The sequence below is a fragment of the Aliihoeflea aestuarii genome (genome assembly GCF_024105665.1).
GTDB lineage: Bacteria > Pseudomonadota > Alphaproteobacteria > Rhizobiales > Rhizobiaceae > Aliihoeflea > Aliihoeflea aestuarii.
Map to the genome: position 1 here is coordinate 166,048 of NZ_JAAAMK010000001.1, position 17,457 is coordinate 183,504.

16 protein-coding genes are annotated in these 17,457 nt (G+C 63.2%); all 16 read right to left on the bottom strand.

Annotation, left to right across the window (positions count from 1 at the left end; translation table 11 throughout):
- Nucleotides 1-27: 27 nt before the first annotated feature.
- Nucleotides 28-1,542: a tripartite tricarboxylate transporter permease gene (locus GTW25_RS00830; protein ID WP_252910093.1), complete on the bottom strand. Its 1,515-nt coding sequence runs from the start codon at nt 1,540-1,542 to the stop codon at nt 28-30.
- A 4-nt stretch (nt 1,543-1,546) separates the two neighbouring features.
- On the bottom strand, nt 1,547-1,990 hold the full coding sequence (locus GTW25_RS00835; protein ID WP_252910094.1) for a tripartite tricarboxylate transporter TctB family protein: 444 nt from the start codon (nt 1,988-1,990) through the stop codon (nt 1,547-1,549).
- A gap of 195 nt (nt 1,991-2,185) precedes the next feature.
- Nucleotides 2,186-3,157, bottom strand: a complete 972-nt coding sequence (locus tag GTW25_RS00840; protein WP_252910095.1) for a Bug family tripartite tricarboxylate transporter substrate binding protein — start codon at nt 3,155-3,157, stop codon at nt 2,186-2,188.
- Between the two features lie 153 nt (nt 3,158-3,310).
- Nucleotides 3,311-4,078 (bottom strand): FadR/GntR family transcriptional regulator, encoded by a 768-nt coding sequence (locus GTW25_RS00845; RefSeq protein WP_252910096.1) that lies wholly within the window; start codon nt 4,076-4,078, stop codon nt 3,311-3,313.
- A 105-nt stretch (nt 4,079-4,183) separates the two neighbouring features.
- Nucleotides 4,184-5,422 (bottom strand): mandelate racemase/muconate lactonizing enzyme family protein, encoded by a 1,239-nt coding sequence (locus GTW25_RS00850; protein WP_252910097.1) that lies wholly within the window; start codon nt 5,420-5,422, stop codon nt 4,184-4,186.
- A gap of 12 nt (nt 5,423-5,434) precedes the next feature.
- The gene (locus tag GTW25_RS00855) at nt 5,435-6,430 is read right to left on the bottom strand and encodes a 2-hydroxyacid dehydrogenase (RefSeq protein WP_252910098.1); all 996 of its coding nucleotides are present in this window, start codon (nt 6,428-6,430) and stop codon (nt 5,435-5,437) included.
- A 45-nt stretch (nt 6,431-6,475) separates the two neighbouring features.
- Nucleotides 6,476-7,525 carry an Ldh family oxidoreductase gene (locus GTW25_RS00860; protein WP_252910099.1) on the bottom strand — a complete coding sequence of 350 codons (1,050 nt, stop codon included), beginning with the start codon at nt 7,523-7,525 and terminating at the stop codon, nt 6,476-6,478.
- 239 nt (nt 7,526-7,764) lie between these two features.
- Nucleotides 7,765-9,363 (bottom strand): ABC transporter ATP-binding protein, encoded by a 1,599-nt coding sequence (locus GTW25_RS00865; protein ID WP_252910100.1) that lies wholly within the window; start codon nt 9,361-9,363, stop codon nt 7,765-7,767.
- Nucleotides 9,364-9,391: 28 nt separating this feature from the next.
- Nucleotides 9,392-9,742 (bottom strand): cupin domain-containing protein, encoded by a 351-nt coding sequence (locus tag GTW25_RS00870; RefSeq protein WP_252910101.1) that lies wholly within the window; start codon nt 9,740-9,742, stop codon nt 9,392-9,394.
- Between the two features lie 12 nt (nt 9,743-9,754).
- Nucleotides 9,755-11,080, bottom strand: coding sequence for an NAD(P)/FAD-dependent oxidoreductase (locus tag GTW25_RS00875; protein WP_252910102.1), 1,326 nt, complete (start codon nt 11,078-11,080; stop codon nt 9,755-9,757).
- A complete protein-coding gene (locus tag GTW25_RS00880; protein ID WP_252910103.1) occupies nt 11,077-11,964 on the bottom strand; it encodes an ABC transporter permease in 888 nt (295 codons plus the stop codon). The genes GTW25_RS00875 and GTW25_RS00880 overlap by 4 nt, the downstream gene beginning before the upstream one ends.
- A gap of 13 nt (nt 11,965-11,977) precedes the next feature.
- Nucleotides 11,978-12,928, bottom strand: coding sequence for an ABC transporter permease (locus tag GTW25_RS00885; protein ID WP_252910104.1), 951 nt, complete (start codon nt 12,926-12,928; stop codon nt 11,978-11,980).
- A gap of 98 nt (nt 12,929-13,026) precedes the next feature.
- Complete coding sequence (locus GTW25_RS00890) at nt 13,027-14,679, bottom strand: peptide ABC transporter substrate-binding protein (protein ID WP_252910105.1); 1,653 nt, start codon at nt 14,677-14,679, stop codon at nt 13,027-13,029.
- Nucleotides 14,680-14,764: 85 nt separating this feature from the next.
- Nucleotides 14,765-16,096 carry an NAD(P)/FAD-dependent oxidoreductase gene (locus GTW25_RS00895; protein ID WP_252910106.1) on the bottom strand — a complete coding sequence of 444 codons (1,332 nt, stop codon included), beginning with the start codon at nt 16,094-16,096 and terminating at the stop codon, nt 14,765-14,767.
- Nucleotides 16,096-16,806, bottom strand: coding sequence for an SDR family NAD(P)-dependent oxidoreductase (locus GTW25_RS00900; protein ID WP_252910107.1), 711 nt, complete (start codon nt 16,804-16,806; stop codon nt 16,096-16,098). The genes GTW25_RS00895 and GTW25_RS00900 overlap by 1 nt, the downstream gene beginning before the upstream one ends.
- Entirely contained in the window at nt 16,806-17,312 is a 507-nt protein-coding gene (locus GTW25_RS00905) for a MarR family winged helix-turn-helix transcriptional regulator (protein ID WP_252910108.1), read from the bottom strand. Before GTW25_RS00905 ends, GTW25_RS00900 begins: the two co-directional genes overlap by 1 nt.
- Between the last annotated feature and the right edge of the window lie 145 nt (nt 17,313-17,457).

Below are 17,457 nucleotides of genomic sequence, written 5' to 3' on the forward strand. Positions count from 1 at the left end.
ACAAGTCAATGACGAAACGCCCCGCAACTACCCCGCCTCCTCGACACTCGCGAACTGACGCTTGCGTCGGCGCAGCGACGAGATGATTGTCCAGGCTACCAACAGCACCGTCAGCGCAAGAAAGGTCGCGCTGATCGGGCGTTCGATGAAAATGCCCAGTTCGCCGCGGCTGATCAGCAGTGAGCGGCGGAAGTTCTCCTCCAGCAACGGGCCGAGGATGAAGCCGAGCAGAAGCGGTGCGGGCTCGAACTTGAGAAGATAGAGCCAGTAGCCCATAGCGCCGAAAGCGGCGACCAGCAGCACGTCAACATGCGCGTTGTTGATGCTGTAGACACCGATGACGATGAACAGGATCACCGAGGGAAACAGGATCGTGTAGGGGATGCGCAGAATGCTGACCCACACGCTGATGAACGGGATGTTCAGCACCAGAAGGATCAGGTTTCCGATCAGGAAGCTGGCGACGAGACCCCAGAAGATTTCAGGCGTTTCCGAAATCACCGTCGGCCCCGGCGCGATGCCGTGGATCATCAGAGCACCGAGCATCAGCGCCATCACCGCGTCGCCCGGAATGCCGAGCGTCAAGGTTGGGATGAACGCGGACTGCGCGGCGGCGTTGTTGGCGCTTTCCGGCGCCGTGATGCCCTCGATGGCCCCCTTGCCGAAACGCGACGGATCGCGTGCGACGCGCTTTTCGATCGCGTAGGCCATGAAGGACGCGATCGCAACGCCCGCGCCGGGAAGGATGCCGACCCCGCTGCCGACGGCAGAGCCCCGCAGCATCGGCGCAAGGCTGCGCTTCACGTCGTCGCGCGTGGGCAGCATCGAACGCAGCGTGATGCGCTTGGTCGCGTTCGAATTATCGACGCGGCCTACATTGGCGATCACTTCGGTAATGCCGAACAGGCCCATGGCCAGCGCGACGATGTTAATACCGTCATAGACATAGGTCACGCCGAACGCGAAACGCTGCATGCCCGTCGTCACGTCGGTTCCGACAAGGCCGAGTACCAGTCCGATGATGACCGACGCGACGCCCTTGATGGGCGAGCCCTGCGCCAGCAGCGACGCACCGACCAGGCCGAGAACCATGATGGCGAAATATTCGGCCGCCCCGAAGCTCAATGCGATCGAGGCGAGCGGCGGTGCGAAGGCGGCCAGAAGGACGATGGCGAAGGCCGAGCCGACGAAGGACGCGATGGTCGTCATGAACAGCGCGACTCCCGCGCGACCCTCACGCGTCATCGGATAGCCGTCGAGACAGACCACGGCAGCGGCCGGATGTCCGGGCAGGTTCAGGAGGATCGAGGCCGTCGACCCGCCATATTGCGCGCCATAGTAGATGCCGGCCAGAAGAACCAGTGCCGTGGTCGGCTCGACATAGAAGGTCAGCGGCAGCAGCATCGAGATCGCGGCCAGATTGCCGACGCCCGGCAGCACGCCGATCAGCATGCCGATGGTGACGCCGAGCAGGCAGTACATCAGGTTCTGGAAGCTGAGCGCGGTGGCGAAGCCGAGATAGAGATTGTCGATCAGTTCCATCTGGTCATCTCCACGGGAAGACGCGGAAGGGGATGCCCAGCACGGCGATGAAGATCACATAGACCATCGCGCTGAGGACAAGCAGCAGCAACAACGTGCCGAGCCACGGCAAACCCGGCTGCGCCAGGCGCGCCAGGATGACGAGCAGGCTCGTGGCGACGATGATGCCGTAAGGCTCGATGGTGAGGCCGAAGACGACGACGCTGACCAGCACGAAGAAAAGCGGTCGCAGCCGGATTTCATCGAGCGGCCCTGTCGTGAATTTGAACGAGACGACCATCATCAATCCGCCCGCGCCGATCAGCAGCCAGCCCAGCGCGGTGGGAAAGAAGCCCGGCCCCATCTGATAGAGGCTGCCCACGGAATAGCGGCTCGCCTCCCAAAGCACGCCGGCGCCGATCAGCAGCGTCGTCAGCGAGGAAAGAAACTCGCGTGTGTCTACTCTCATAGTGTCCTCGACCGTTGAATGAGTGCCCTCGCCAGCTGCCGCATAAGGCATCTGAGGCGTTTGGGCGGCGATGCCGCCACGAGGACGGATACGCAGCATGCCGCGCGACCCATCGATCGCCGACATTGGCGCGGACGGCGCAATCCGTCGCGCGAGCAAAAATGCGCCCCGGCAAGGGGCGCATTCGAAAAGGACCTACTGGATGGTGATGCCGAACTGCTGGATGATCTCGCCGTAGGTCTCGGTGCTGTCGGCCAACCAGGTCGAGAATTCCTGTGATGTTCCGGTGGCGGTTCGTGCGCCCTGCTCGGCGACCCGCGCCTGCATTTCCGGGCTTTCCACGATACGGCGAACCTCTTCGCCGAGCCGCTCGACCAGTTCTTCCGAACTGCCGCCGGTCGTCAGCAGGCCCTGCCAGGACCCCATCTGGTCGGCCGCCAGGCCAAGCTCGCCGAAGGTGGGCATATCGGGCAGGTCGTCGAGGCGGCTGTCGCCGGTGAGCGCGATTCCGGTCAACTGGCCGCTCTTGACGAAGGGCAGCGTTGCCGTCGATCCGTTGATGATGACCGTCGCCTCGCCCGAAACGACGGCGCGCGACGATTCCGAACCGCCGCGATAGGGGATCGTCGTCCAGTCGAGACCGAGATGATCGCCGAGCATGACGCCGGCGAGATGGGTCGCGGACCCGATGCCGGAATTGCCGATGCGCAGGGCGCGCGGATCTTCTTCGCCGAGCGCGACGAGCGCCTCGACATTGTCGATCTCGAGCTGCGGATTGACGGCGAAGATGTAGGGCGAAAAGCTGATCATCGTCACGGGCGCGAGATCATTCGTCGGATCGTAGCTCAGATCGCTGTAGAGCCAGGGCGCGGTCGCCAGCGTCGAGACATCCATCAGGAGCAGCGTGTGCGCATCGGGCTCGGCCTTGGCGACATAGTCGGCCCCGATATTGCTGCCCGCACCGGCCTTGTTCTCGACCACGACCGGCTGGCCGACCGCCTCGGAAAGTTCGGGCGCGATGAGGCGCGCGAGAATGTCGGACGTTCCTCCGGGCGGCGCGGCCACGACGATGCGCAGTGGCTTGGTGAATTCCTGCGCCACGGCAGGGGTGAGCGCGGACGAAGCGGCGAGCAGCGCGCCCGCAAAAGCACCAATGAGCAGTTTCAAGGTCAACCTCCCTATTCCGTTATCAAGACCGGCCCTGCGGCCGGACTCCAGTCCTCCAGTTTATAGAGCGCGAGACCTGACCGGCCGTTCGACGGGCCGACGAACGGCAAAAACCGTCCACCAAGTCATCACATCTCTTGTTATTAAGTTCTATTATGAGTTTGAGGGTTCGTCAACCGGATCGGCCTTTTTCGCCAGACCGGGCCGCGTCAGTGCGCGATAGCGCTTGATCCCGCCCTGGAGATGCTTGCGCATCGCCGCCCGCGCGCGCTCGGGATCGCGTGCCCAGATCGCTTCGGCAACCTCGACATGCTCGGCGAGAAGAATGTCATCGCGATTTGGAAGAGGATCGACGCCGCCCATGAGATTGCGGAACTTCACGCGCGGAATGATGCGCCGTCCGACATGGTCGAGAAACGATTTGAACCGCGTATTGTTGGTCGCGGCCGCAACCGCGAGATGAAACTCGAAATCCGCCTGGTCCGTGGATTTGCCTTCCTCAACGAGCCTCGCGAATATCTGGATTTGCGCTTCGAGATCGGCTTCCTGCGCCGGCGAACTGCGAAGCGCCGCAAGGCCCGCCGCCTCGACTTCGACCCCGATGCGGATTTCCATCTCCTCGATGATGTCCGATATGCGACTGGTCGCTTCCGTGAACAGAGCGAGCGGCGCGGACGACTGCCGGGGTCCGAGCGCGAAGACACCTATGCCCTGCTTGGATTCCACAAGCCCCTCGGCACGCAAGGCCGCGATCGCCTCGCGGATGACGGTGCGGCTGACGCCGAAGCGTTCGACCAGCACAGGCTCCGTCGGCAGCTTATCGCCGACCGCGTAATCGCCATTTTCGATCTGCTCCGTAAGCGTCTCGATGACCTTGGCCGCCAGACTTGGCCGCCCGCCCGATTGTCTCGAAAAATGCATTGCACTGACACCCGTCTGTTTGATTGGCACGCATCATACTTCGTGCGCCCGCAAACGCAATTTACGCGCAAATTCGTATGATAATTGATGTGGCAGCCTGTCAGTTCATTGCGTGGCGCACACGCCGCTGACGCGGCGCAGGATGTCGCTTCGTTTCAGGAACTCCGGATCGAATTCAGCGCCCAGCCCCGGCCCGGCGAGCGGGGCGATATAGCCGTTCTCGACCTTCGGAATGTCCGTCATCGCCGTCCGATAGAAACCGTCCAGATGAGAGCGAACCGTTTCGGCGATCAATCCGTTCGGCGCATGCGCCAGGAGATGGAGATTGGCCAGAAGCGTGACCGGTCCGGTGCAGTCGTGCGGAGCGATCGGCCGATCGAACGTGTCCGCCAGATGGGTGACGCGTTGCGCTTCGGACAGACCGCCGGTCCATGTCACGTCGAATGTCGCCACGTCCACGATGCCGCGCGTAAAGGCTTCGCGAAACCATTGCGTCGTGCCGAGATTTTCGCTCGCCGCCACCCGCGCGCCGGACTGCCGGCGAAATTCGGCAAGGTCGGAGAAATTGTCGAGCGCGATCGGGTCCTCGTGCCAAGTGATGCCGTAGTCGCTCAGCGCATTGGCGATCTCGATGGCCGGCGGCGCTTTCCACAGGCCGTGATACTCGATCATGATCTCCATCCGGTCGCCGACGGCATTGCGGATCTGCTCGATCGGCCACAGCCCTTCACGTATCTGCTGCGGCGTGATGTGCATGCCACCATTGCGACGCGCGAAGACATCGAACGGCCAGATTTTCATGGCGCTGATGCCTTCGTCCAAGAGTTCCTGCGCCAGACGAGCGGGCTCGTAGACCTGCAACAGGAGATCTTCGTGACGGCCGATCCGGGCGGGCGGCGGCTCGTCCCGGCTGAAAATCTGCTGATTGTAGCCGGCGCGAACCTTGTTGTTGTATTCGCTGTTGGCGCAGGTGTTGTACATGCGGATCTTTTCGCGCGAGCGTCCGCCGAGCAGCGTATGGATCGGCTGGCCGGCAGCCTTGCCGCACAGATCCCACAGTGCGATGTCGACGGCGGAATTGCCGCGAATCTCGACGCTGCGCGTTGGAAATCCTTTGAAATTGTTTCCGACCTCGTCGCGCAGCGCCCGTGAGATGGCGGTTCGATCGATCGGATTTTTGCCGAGAAGATAGGGCGCGCAGGTTTCATGCAAATAGGCGATGACCGCCAGCGGATTGCGGAACGTCTCGCCAAGGCCGACGAGACCTTCATCCGTGTGCAGGCGCACCCATACGATGTTGGAAAATTCCTCGACCTGAACGGTTTCAAGTCCGATGATCTTCATGCGCCCCTGCCCTTAATTTGCTTGTTCGAGACGCGCGGCGCGCACCAGATCGTTCAAGGGCTGGCCTGAAAGAAGCGCATCGACATTCGCCGCCATCTCCTGCCCGCGCCTTCGCACAAGGCCGGTCGACCAGGCGGAGTTGTGCGGCGTCATGATGATGTTGGGCAGCGTTTCGAACGGCAGCGTCGCGGGGCGGCCCGTCGTCTCGCCGGGTCCTGGATACCGATACCAGGTGTCGATCACCGCACCGCCTATCACCCCTTCCTTCAAGGCGGAAAACAGCGCCTGCTCGTCGATGACCGGGCCGCGCCCGACATTGATGATCGTGGCATCGGGCTTCATGGAAGCAAAGGCCGCCGCATCGACCAGCCCCTCGGTCTGCTCGTTCAGCGGCAGCGAGACAACGACGAAATCGCAACCGCCGTAGAAATCCGCAAGGGCATTCATCGGGAAATACCGGTCGACATCGCCCGCCTCGGCAATAATGCTGCGGTTCGCCGCATGGACCTTCATGCCGAATGCCTTGGCCCGCCGCGCGATCGCCTTTCCGATATGGCCGTAGCCTAAAAGGCCGATCGTCATGTCGCCGATCTCGCGGCGCAAGGTCGACCGGGTTCCGGCGCGATGGGTCCAGTCTCCTTCCTTCAAGGCGGCGTGCGATTGTGCGATCGGAACCTGCCGAAGGAGTATCGCCGCCATCACATATTCGGCGATGGCATCGCCGTGGCCGAAACAATTACAGACGGCGAGTTGCGCAGGCAGGCGGTCGAGATCGATCTTGTCGTAACCCGCCGCGCAGACCTGATAGAGAAGCGCGCGTTCCGGCAAAGGCATCGCGGCGCCGAACCGGTTGCCGATCAGGACATCGGCCTGACGATAGGCGCTTATGTCGGCTTGCGTTTCCAGCGCATCCGGCAGGATATCGACGCGAGCATCCGCCTTCAGGGCAGCTTTGAAATCCTGCGCGTAAATCGCGGCGGTTTCGCCGTGGATAACGATGTTCGTCATTGCCCTGCACCTTTCTGCATAATTCTTCATTGGACGCGCCGCGCCCTATCTGGCGACCGGCAGGGAAACCGCGAGCCTGTCCGCCCATGGCCGCAGCGCACCGACGATCCCGTCGCTCAATTCCAGCCCGTCGCGCATCTGCCGCGCCCTGCGATGAAGCGCTCCGTCGCCCGGCACGCGCACGGGCCTTTGCGGATCGATCGCGCGCGATTGCCGCGTCTCGCGCGCCATGAGGTCGGTCTCGTCGAGGAAGGCCTCACGCCCGCCGAACGCGGCCGGGTCGATGATCTGAAGAAAGAAGCCCTGCGTCTTTTCTCCTGTCGCTCGCCCCCATCCCGGCAGGCCGAGCGACAATGCGCTAACCAGCATCGCCAGTGCGTAGCCCTTGTAGCCGTGCTCGGCGCCGCCGAGCGGTAAAATAGAACCCGGCGGATCGGTGTCGAGCACGGTCGGATCGTCCGTCACCTCGCCCGTATTGGACAGGAGCGCCGGCCATGGAAGGCGTTCGCCGCGTGCCTTGGCGCGTCCGGCAAATCCGTTGCTCGTCAATGACGTCGTGGTATCGATCAGGATCGGATCGCCGCGCGTGGGAAGCCCCGCCGCGACCGGTTCGCTGGTCAACACCGGATCGAGTCCACCAAAAGGCGCGACGCTGCGCACCTTCGAATCCGTTGCCCAGATGATGCCGAGATAACCGTGCCGCGTGATCGACGGCAGATAGACCTGTAGCGCGCCGATATGCTGGCTGCGGCGCACGGCGGCGCTGACGACGCCCTGCTCCGGCACCAGATCGAGTGCGGATTCGATGGCGCGCTCGACGACCCAATGGCCGGGCATCATGCGCCCGTCGAACATCAGGCAGCCGCCGCGCCGCGATATCGTTTCGATGTCGCCGGAAAGCGTGGTGAGCCCCTGATCGATCTCGCGCAGATAGCGCGGCAATTGCGCCATGCCGTGCGTGTCGTGGCCGGCAAGGTCGGCATCCACGATCCGCCCGGAGACAACCGAAGCGATCCGCGGCTCAAGCCCCAGCGCCTCCAGACATTCGACCGCAAAGGAGCGGACCTGCTCGTGATCGTAGATCTGACTGCTCATGGACGCGCGAATCCCTCCCGGATCAAATGCCGGGCGGCGATATTCCTGCGTCCGGCGCGCCAGACATATGATGACTAAATTTCAATGTCAACGTAACGTCAAATGCCGTAAGTCATCTATCCACTTGTTGAAACTTTGTAATTTCGAATTGCCTGTTGAGCTTTCAAGCTCATCATATTATGATATTCCCTACTACGACAATGCTCTAGGCATCGCCGGTCAGGCGCTTGCGTCCGCACTTACAAATCCCCGGGAATCGCGGCGACGAGTTGGCGCGTGTAATCTCGTTGCGGATTTCGGAAAATGCGCGCCGGAGGGCCGGATTCGACGACTTCGCCGCGATGCATGACCAATACCTCATCGCAAATCTGACTGGCAACGCGCAGATCGTGCGTGATGAAGATCATGGCCAGATGGCGTTCCCGCTGAACCTTTGCCAAAAGTTCGAGGATCTGGGCCTGGATGGATACGTCGAGCGCCGATACGGCCTCGTCCGCGATGATGAGGTCGGGATCGCACATCAGGGCGCGCGCGATGCCGATGCGCTGGCGTTGGCCGCCTGAGAATTCATGCGGATAGCGATCGAAGGCGGAGGGATCGAGCCCCACCTGGGCAAGGATGTCGCGTGCCTTTTCGCGCGCTGCGCCGCCCGGCATGCCGTGCGCGATCGGCCCGACGACAAGGGACGTGCCCACCGTCTGGCGCGGATTGAGCGAGGCGAACGGGTCCTGAAAGATCATCTGGATGCGCAGGCGATAGGGATGAAACTCCTTTTCGCTCATGGCCAGAATGTCCTTGCCGTCGAACTCGATGCTGCCGCCATCCGCGTCCGACAGGCGCATCAGCACCTTGCCCATCGTCGATTTGCCGGAGCCGCTTTCACCGACCACGCCCAGCGTCTTGCCCCTGTGCAGTTCGAAGGCCACGTTGCTGACCGCGTGGACCGTTCGTTCCTTCCTGAAAAGCCCGCCCTTGAGGTGGTAGGTCTTCTCCAGCCCCTCGACCTTCAGCACGATCGGAGGCGCCTGACCGGCTTCGGCATCGTGTTCGCGAAGGCGCGGCACGGCTGCGATCAGCCTTTTCGTATAGGGATGCTCGGGCGCGCGCAGCACCTGTTCGGCACTACCCTGCTCGACGAGATCGCCCTTCTCCATCACGACCACCCGGTCGGCGATATCGGCCACGACACCGAAATCGTGGGTGATGAACATGACGCTCATGCCCTTGCGACGCTGGATGCGGCGGATGAGTTCGAGAATCTGGGCCTGCGTCGTCACGTCGAGTGCGGTCGTCGGCTCGTCCGCGATCAGGATATCCGGATCGAGCGCGAGCGCGATGGCGATCATGATCCGCTGTCTTTGCCCGCCGGACAGGCGGAAGGGATATTGATGCCGTAGCAATTCAGGGTCGGGCAGACCGACCTCGGTTATGAGTTCGAGCACTTTGGCGTCGCGTTTGGCCGAATCCTTCCAGCCATGCGCGACCAGCGTCTCGTCGATCTGCGCGCCGACCGTCATCAGCGGATTGAGGGCGGAAAGCGGATCCTGGAAGATCATCGACAGCGACTTGCCGCGAAGATCGCGCCGGGCGCGCTCAGGCAAGGTCAAAAGGTCGTCGCCCCTGAAATGGATGCTACCGGACACCACCTTCATCGCCGGCGAGAGCAATCCCATGACCGTGCTGGCGGTGACGGACTTGCCCGAGCCCGACTCCCCGATGATGCACAGGATCTCTCCCGCATTGAGGTCGAAATTGACGTCCTTCACCGCATATTGCCGGTCCATGCCGGACGGCAGGGACACGGTGAGGCCTTTGACGGACAGAACGGCTTCGCTCATGGGATGCCCTTTGCGGATCGGTTGACGATCAGGGTTTAGGAACGACGGTCGCGACTTTGCGGAACGGCGACAGCACTTCCAGCCACGGCGCGACGCCCTTCGGTACGCGGACGATCGAGCCGGGTCCGATATCCTGCAGATCGCCCTCGCCGAGCCGTAGCTTCGCCTCGCCCTGCAGAACCACGAAGGTTTCTTCCAGATCGCGCGGCGGGTAAGCGTATACGCCCGGCTCGGCGATCCAGACCGCCACCTTCGTCGCGGTCTCGGACGCGCCATCGTCTTCCCAGATCAGGCGGCGATACGATTTGGCCTTGCCATCTTCGGCATCGAGGCCAGGGGTCAGGTTTTCATCGGCGGAAATATGGGTCACGTTGCTCATCGAAATTCCTTGTCAGGCGTGAGGTGGGAGGGGATCGCCCGCGAGCCGGGCGGTGAGATTTTCATAGTGGCGCATCTGGCGCAGCTTGAGCGCAGGCGCGACGGCCATCCATGCCGGCGCGCGGTGCAGAGGCTCGATTTTGAGGTCGAGGTCCGCTTCGGGCGTGCCCTTGGCCCAGTCCGACAGGATGCCGCCGAGCATCGTGCCGGTCGGCACGCCACGCCCCGAAAGGCCGGTAAGCGCAACGACGCCCGGCGCAAGGCCGTAGAGCCGCGGCACCGTGCGGTACTGCATGTCGAGTTCGCCGAACCAGAGATATTCCCAGACGATGTCCTCGCGGATGTCCGGATGCAGCCATTTCAGCCGGTCGGCCAGAACCTCGCGGGTGTAGCCCTCGTCCTGCCCGCGTCGGCCCATCGGAAACATCGACGCGACGATGCGCCCGGTGCCGTCCCATTTGTAGACGTAGATGTCACCCCTTCCGTCATGCATCGTCGTGTTGCGCGGCAAGAGTTTTGCGCGCAATTCCGGGTCGAGCTGCCTCGTCGCCGCGACGAAGACGCGCTGGATGCGAAAGCTCTGGTCGAGCTTCGGCCAGCCGCCGACCGTATAGGCGCCGGTCGTGAAGATCACGCGATCGGCAACGACGTGACCGTCGGGTGTCGTGACCTTCCAGCCGCTGCCGGCGCGCTCGCATCCTAAGACCGGCGATCCGGGATGCACGCTTGCGCCTTCACGCAGCACCGCTCCAGCAAGACCACGCGCATAGGCGAGCGGCTGGAGATGGCCCGCTTCCTCATGATGCCAGCCGCCGAAAAAGCGCGGACTGCCTGTGATCGCCTCGGTTTCATGCCGATCGAGAACGCGCGTCCGGGCTCCAACGGCGTTGTAGCTTTCGGTCTTGGCGTGCAGCGCCGCCATCTGCCCGCGGCGCAGGGCGCCCATGACGTAGCCCTGCTGCACCCAGTCGCATTCGATGCCGTAGTCGCGAATATAGGCGGCTGCCTTGTCGTTGGCGCGCGTCTGGCGGGCGATGAGACGTTCGGCCCACTTCTCGCCCAGCATGCGGCGCAACTCGTCCAGCGAATAATGCGTGAAGGTGGGCGTGCAGTGCCCGGCATTTCGGCCCGAACCGCCGAAACCGACCTCCTCGCGTTCCAGCACGACGACGGACGCGCCCGAGCGCGCCAGTTCCAGCGCGGTCGTAAGGCCCGTATAGCCGGCACCGACGATGCAGACATCGGCTCGCGCCTCTCCCCGAAGCGGCTCCATTGCAGGCGCCGCCGGGGCGGTTGCGTACCAGAGCGAGCGGTCGAAGGGGGAGAAGCGCGACGTCATGCCCGGTGATCCGCCCGTGCATCGAGCGCATCGCGCAAGCCGTCGCCGATGAAGTTGAACCCGGTGACGGCCAGGGTGATGGCGACGCCCGGCACGATGGCGAGCCAGGGCGCGCTGGCGAGATATTGCTGCGCGCCGTTCAGCATGTTGCCCCAGCTCGGCAGCGGCGGCTGGATGCCGTAGCCGAGGAAGCTGATATAGGCTTCCATCAGGATCGCGCGGGCGACCGTCAGGGTCGCGGCCACCATGATCGGCCCCATCACGTTCGGCAGGAGTTCGCGGAACATGATGTGGCTGCGCGACAGGCCGAGCATTCGCGCCGCCATTACGAAATCGCGGTCGCGGTAGGAACGGATTTCCGCCTCGACGATGCGCGCGACCTCCATCCAGCTCGTGAGCGCGATGATGAGGGTGATCATCATCGCGCTGGGGCTGACGAAGGCGGCGAGTGTCAACAGCAGGAAAATCGCCGGGAACGACAAGAACGCATCGACGAGCCGCATCAAGGACGCGCCGAGGCGGCCGCCCGAATAGCCGGCGATCACGCCGATCAGAACCCCGATCACGGTCGAGATCAGCATCGCCGCGAAGCCGACGATCAAGGATGTCTGGCCGGCCACGAAAAGTCGCGCGGCAATGTCGCGGCCGAGCGGATCGGTGCCGAAGATATGCGCGCCCGTTCCCGGCGGCGCGAAGCGCGCGCGCAGGTCGATATAGAGTTCGTCGAAGGGGAGAAGATACGGGCCGAAGAAGCAGGCCAGCGTCAGCACGAAGATCATCACCAGGCCGATGAGCGCCAGCCGGTTGCGGCTGAACCGGCGGAACGCGCGGCTTCGCCAGAAGCGTTGGCGGGGTGCGGGGTGCGCGGGAGAAGCGAGTGTCATCTTGTGGCTCCTCTCAATCCAGACGAATGCGGGGGTCGACCAGCGCGACGAAGATGTCGGCCAGAAGGTTGCAGACGATCACGAGGATCGCGGAGAACATCAAAAGTCCCATCACCACCGGATAGTCGTTGTAGCCGAGGCTATCGAGGAACAGGCGCCCCATGCCCGGCCAGGTGAAAACCGTTTCCGTCACCAGCGCGCCGCTCAGAAGTGTCGGCAGTTGCAGGCCCGCAAGCGTGATCATCGGCACCATGGCGTTGCCGACGATGTGCTTCATCAGAACCCGGCGCGGCGGCAGGCCCTTTGCCTTGGCGGTGCGAACGAAGTCCTGCCCCAGAACGTCCAGCGTGGCGGATCGCATGTAGCGGCTCCAGACCGCGACATTTACCAGCGCCAGAACGACCGCCGGCATCACCAGATGGATGGCATAATCGCCCAGCGAGCCGTCGCCGATCGTGTACATATTGCCGGCCGGGAACCAGCCGAGCTGCAACGAGAAGACGTAGATCGCGACAAGGCCGAACCAGAAGGTCGGGATCGACAGTGCCACCATGGCGAAGATCGTGGCGCCGTAGTCGAAGGGCGAGCCTTCCTTCAGCGCACTGCGAATTCCGATCCAGCCGCCGATCGCGACGGACAAAAGTGTGGATGCCCCCATCAGCAGGAGCGTCGCGAAGAGGTGACCGGCAATCACGTCGAGCACCGGGCGGCCATCGCGAAAGCTGTTGCCCCAGTCGCCTCGCAAGAGCCGGCCGAACCAATCGAGATACTGGACGATCAGCGGCCGGTTCAGGCCCATCTGTTCAGCCAGACGGTCGAGCGCCTCCTTGGTCATGCCCGGCGTGAGCGCATATTGCGACAACGGTCCGCCGGGCGCCAGATTGAGCACGAAGAACCCGATAAGGGATACGAGGACCAGCAAGATCAGGCTTTGCCAGAACCGGGAAAGCAGATAGCGCAGCATCGACAACTCCGAATGTTTGCCGGAAGGACCGCCGGGGCGGCCCTTCGCGACCGGACATCGTCCCGGCCCGTCCTATGGGCGGGCTGGAACAGGCGACGTCAGCTCCATTTCCAGCTACGCACGTCCCATGTGTCGATGCGGTTGTTGATGTTGGCCGCGTAGCCCTCAAGGCCTTCCTTCTTGCCGCGCACCACCGCGTATTGGAAGATCGGCAGGAACGGCAAATCCTCGCGCATGATCTCCTGGATCCGGCGATAGATCGGCAGGCGTTCCTCCTGCGCCATCAGGCTTGCGCCCTCGACCAGAAGCTCATCGACCTCGGGATTGTTGTAGACCCAGGTATTCTGGCCGCTGCCGCCGGTTGCCGGAGAAGATGTCGAGCGGAAATAGTCGGACGTGTCCGGATCCGGTCCCGCGAAGCAATTGAGGCCGACGATGACCGTGTCGAATTCGGACATCATCCAGTAGTCGCCCCACATGACGGCCGGCGGCAGGTTCGAGATCGTCATTTCCGCGCCCACCTCGGCAAATGTCTGCTGGAGGAATTGCTGTGCCTGTTCGCGCAGATGGTTGCCGGCAGTCGTGGAGTTGGTGAAGGACAGGCGCACTCCGTCCTTGGCACGAATGCCATCGTCGCCCCGCTCCCAACCCGCCTCGTCGAGGATTTCGTTGGCACGCTCTATGCTGAATTCGTGCTGCGGAAGGTCGGGATTGAAGTAGGCATATTCGCGCGGCATGTAGGTTTCGGTCGGCTTCGGCACGCCGTAATAGAGCGCGTCGATGATCGACTGCTTGTCGATGGCGTAATAAAGCGCCTCGCGAACGGCCCGATCCTGGAATTGCGGACGTTGCAGGTTGAAGGTCAGCGATTCGAAGGTCGCGCTGCCCGCAATATCGACCACGCGGCCGGGAAGCGTGCTTGCCTCGGCATAGTGATCCGGGGTGATCCACTGCACGCCGACCGCATCGACGTCGCCGCTGCGGAACTGGGTGTAGAGCACCGTCAGGTCCGGGATGTATTTGAGCACCAGCCGTTCGAGATACGGCCCGTCGCCGAAATAATCCGGATTGGCTACGAGTTCGATGTGATCGCCCGCCACGCGGTTTTGCCATTTGAACGGGCCGGTGCCGATCGGGCTGTTGTTGAACGGCGCCGAATTGGGATCGACACCCTCGAAGGCGTGCCGGGGCACGATGAAGGTCGTCGCGAGGATCGAGGCGTAGGGTGCGAAGGAGCGCTCCATCGTCCACGAAATCTCCGTGTCCGAGATGACGTTGATCTCGGTGATGAGTTCATGGCCGTTGCGCCGCCAGCTTCTGAAATCAGGATTGACGAGAAGCTCCAGTGTGAACTTCACGTCCTCGGCGGTGAACGGCGTGCCGTCGTGCCATGTCACGTCGTCGCGCAGCTTCACGGTCCAGGTTTTGCCGTCCTCCGATATGCCGCCATTGGCCTGCGTGGGAACCTCGACGGCAAGGAGCGGGAAAAAGTTGCCGTCCGGATCGACATCGATCAGCGGATCGAAGACCGCGTAATAAACGCCTTCATCGACCTCGATATGCGGGAGGTGCGGGTTGAAGACGGTCGGTTCCTGCGAGAATCCGACGATCACCTGGCCGGTGGGGTCGGTCTGCGCGTTCGCCGCTCCGCCGCGTCCGAAGCCCGGAATGATTGCGGCAAGACCGGCTGCACCCATGAATGCAAGGCTTTGCCGGCGATTTATGCTGAAAGCGTTCTTTCGGTTCGTCATGATAATTCCCCTTTGCTCTCTTCTTCCGCGGCTTGTCTCGCCGCCTGCTTGTCGGCCGGCTGCGCGCCGGCCGGATTCCTGCCGGTCAGAACCCGGAAACCAGCTCGATCTTCGAGCCGTCCGTAAACCGGCTGAAACGGTAGTCCTTCGCATCCACCACGGGCGTCGTTCGCGTCACGATATCCGCCATGAGCTTGCCCGCCGCCGGCCCGATGCCGAAGCCATGGCCTGAAAAGCCCGAGGCGAGAAAAAAACCGGGCACCTTGTCGATGGGCGAAATCACCGGCACGGCGTCCGGCGTCACGTCGATATAGCCTGCCCATCGCTGCGCGATTTCGGCGTTCGCCAGAGCCGGGAAGGCACGCTGCGCGGCGCCGAGCGCGGCATCCGAAAGGCGCCTGTTGGGTACGGGATCGAGCACGCGATTATACTCGAACGGGCTCGGCTCATTCAGCGACCAGCGTGTGGGAATACGCGCTTCGTCGAGGAAGCTCAGCCCGAAACGCAGGTTCAGCGACCGCCATTCCTTGCGCAGGGCCGGCAGGAACTGGCGGGCATAGCGGAAGCTTTTCGGCACGATCCGCACGATGTTCTCGTGCCCGGACGCGATCGTGTAACCCCCGTCCCTGCGCTTGCGGATGGCGAAGTCGCTGTGCCAGATCGCTTGCTCCGGCCCGCCCTCGATCGGCTTGGTGCGCAGCACCGAGTTCATCACTTTGAGCTGTGGGAAATCGATGCCCATATTCCCGGCGAAGAGGTTCGACCAGGCCCCGCCCGCGAGCACGACCGCGCTGCACGCAATGGCGCCGCGCTCGGTCACGACGCCGCTCACGGCCCCGCCCGACGTTTCGATGCCGCGTACCGCGCATTCGGTCAGCACATGCGCGCCGCGATCGCGCGCCGCCTCGGCGATGGCGGGTGCGGCAAGCTGCGGTTCGGCGCGCCCGTCGACGGCGGTGTAGAGCGCTCCCTTGAGGTCCATGTTGACGTCCGGCACGAGATTGCGCAGTTCGTTGCCCGAAACCATGCGGCTTTCGAACTGATAGGGCGTGAGCAGTTCGTTCCATTTCTCGTGATCGGCATATTGCCGGTCGGTCGCGCAGGTAAAGATGATGCCGGCGCGGCGATAACCCGTCTCGCGCCCTGTGCGTTCGTTCAGATTGGGCCACAGCCGCAGCGCCTCGGCCATCAGCGGCACTTCGCGCGGGTCGCGGCGCGATATGCGCACCCAGCCCCAGTTGCGGCTCGACTGTTCCTTGCCGATGCCGCCCTTCTCGCACAGCGCGACGCGCAGGCCCCGCTCGACCAGTTCGAGCGCCGTGGACGTGCCGATGATCCCGCCGCCGATGACGACGACGTCGACCTCCCCAGGCAGTTCGGCATCGCCATGAACAGGAGTGACGTAGGGACCCGGCATCAGAAACTTTCCTCGATCTGGCAATTGACGGCAAATTCGGCGACGCTTGCCTCGTTCGGCAGCGAAATCAGAAGCGACACGATGCGTGCGAGATCGCGCGGATCGGTCATCAATTCGGGAGGGCGGTCGGACACGCCCAACGCCATGTCCGTCGCGACGAAACCGGGACAGACGGCCGTGGCGCGGATGCCGAGGTCGAAGCCTGCATGGCGGATCGCGTGCGCCAGCGCGGTGGCGGCGAATTTGGTCAGCGCGTAGCTTCCGGCCTTCGCCGATTTCACCCGTTTGCCGGACAACGAGCTGAGGATAATGACCCGCCCCTGCCCGCATTCTGCGAGTTGGTCCCAGGCGGCTTTGGCGAGCCTGCGCGGCGCCTGCACATTGACGTCGAACATGGCCTGCACATCGTCGTCATTGGCCTCGATCACCGATCTGGCGATCATGATCCCGGCATTTGCGACGATCGTGTCGATCGAGCCGAACCGCTCTCGCGCCTCGCCGACCCAGCGCGTTGCGGCATTCCTGTCGAGCGCGTCGTAATCGACGAGGTGCAGCCGCTCGACATAGGGGCGGAGCGAAGCATCGCCGGCCCAGTCGGGGTGCTCGCCGCCGCGCAGGCCGATCGAAACATTGTGCCCCTCGCCAAGCAGCCGTGCTGCGATGGCCGCGCCGATCCCCCGCCTTGCACCGGAGACCAGAACGGTTCTCATCAGATGCCCGCCTTCGGAACGAGCTTGAGGTAGATTTTCTGAAGCGTCTCGACGAGCGCGTCGTGATCCTTCTTGCCGAGCAACGGCCCGAAGAACGCTTCCTCCTGCGCGATGACGATCTCGCGCACCTGCTTGGCAAGCGCGGCTCCATGCTCGGTCACGCAAAGCTCGTAGGCGCGGTTGTCCTGATCGGCGGTGCGCCGGCTGACGATGTCGTGGGCGATAAAGCTGTCGATGATCCGGGTGACGTGCGCGCGGTCCTTCATGATCCGCTCGGCGATCTCGGAGGGGCGAATGCCCGGATGGCTGTCGATCAGCAGGAGCGTGGTGATCTTGCCCTTGCCCCTGGCGACTTCGAGACCCTTCAGCCTCTCGTCGAGATCGCGCGACACCGCGATGTCGAGCGACCGGATGAAGAAGCTGAGCGTGCCGCCGAGAACATCGAGGTCCAGCCCCCGATCGTCGGCCGTCGTATCGACATATCCTTTTTGGCCTGGCGCCAGCATGTCGCAGCTTCCTGTGCTCACCCAACGGCAGCTAACGATATTTAGTTGACGAATGCAATTACTTTTGTCGTTGGCTATTTTTCCATGACCCATCGGCATGCCGGCTGAACGCATCTGCGGCGAAACGTTAAGGGGAATCGCTCAA

Coding starts and splice junctions, on each gene's coding strand:
- GTW25_RS00830 (WP_252910093.1), bottom strand. CDS start 1,542: ATGGAACTGATCGACAATCTCTATCTCGGCTTCGCCACCGCGCTCAGC.
- GTW25_RS00835 (WP_252910094.1), bottom strand. CDS start 1,990: ATGAGAGTAGACACACGCGAGTTTCTTTCCTCGCTGACGACGCTGCTG.
- GTW25_RS00845 (WP_252910096.1), bottom strand. CDS start 4,078: ATGCATTTTTCGAGACAATCGGGCGGGCGGCCAAGTCTGGCGGCCAAG.
- GTW25_RS00850 (WP_252910097.1), bottom strand. CDS start 5,422: ATGAAGATCATCGGACTTGAAACCGTTCAGGTCGAGGAATTTTCCAAC.
- GTW25_RS00855 (WP_252910098.1), bottom strand. CDS start 6,430: ATGACGAACATCGTTATCCACGGCGAAACCGCCGCGATTTACGCGCAG.
- GTW25_RS00860 (WP_252910099.1), bottom strand. CDS start 7,525: ATGAGCAGTCAGATCTACGATCACGAGCAGGTCCGCTCCTTTGCGGTC.
- GTW25_RS00865 (WP_252910100.1), bottom strand. CDS start 9,363: ATGAGCGAAGCCGTTCTGTCCGTCAAAGGCCTCACCGTGTCCCTGCCG.
- GTW25_RS00870 (WP_252910101.1), bottom strand. CDS start 9,742: ATGAGCAACGTGACCCATATTTCCGCCGATGAAAACCTGACCCCTGGC.
- GTW25_RS00875 (WP_252910102.1), bottom strand. CDS start 11,080: ATGACGTCGCGCTTCTCCCCCTTCGACCGCTCGCTCTGGTACGCAACC.
- GTW25_RS00880 (WP_252910103.1), bottom strand. CDS start 11,964: ATGACACTCGCTTCTCCCGCGCACCCCGCACCCCGCCAACGCTTCTGG.
- GTW25_RS00885 (WP_252910104.1), bottom strand. CDS start 12,928: ATGCTGCGCTATCTGCTTTCCCGGTTCTGGCAAAGCCTGATCTTGCTG.
- GTW25_RS00890 (WP_252910105.1), bottom strand. CDS start 14,679: ATGACGAACCGAAAGAACGCTTTCAGCATAAATCGCCGGCAAAGCCTT.
- GTW25_RS00895 (WP_252910106.1), bottom strand. CDS start 16,096: ATGCCGGGTCCCTACGTCACTCCTGTTCATGGCGATGCCGAACTGCCT.
- GTW25_RS00900 (WP_252910107.1), bottom strand. CDS start 16,806: ATGAGAACCGTTCTGGTCTCCGGTGCAAGGCGGGGGATCGGCGCGGCC.
- GTW25_RS00905 (WP_252910108.1), bottom strand. CDS start 17,312: ATGCTGGCGCCAGGCCAAAAAGGATATGTCGATACGACGGCCGACGAT.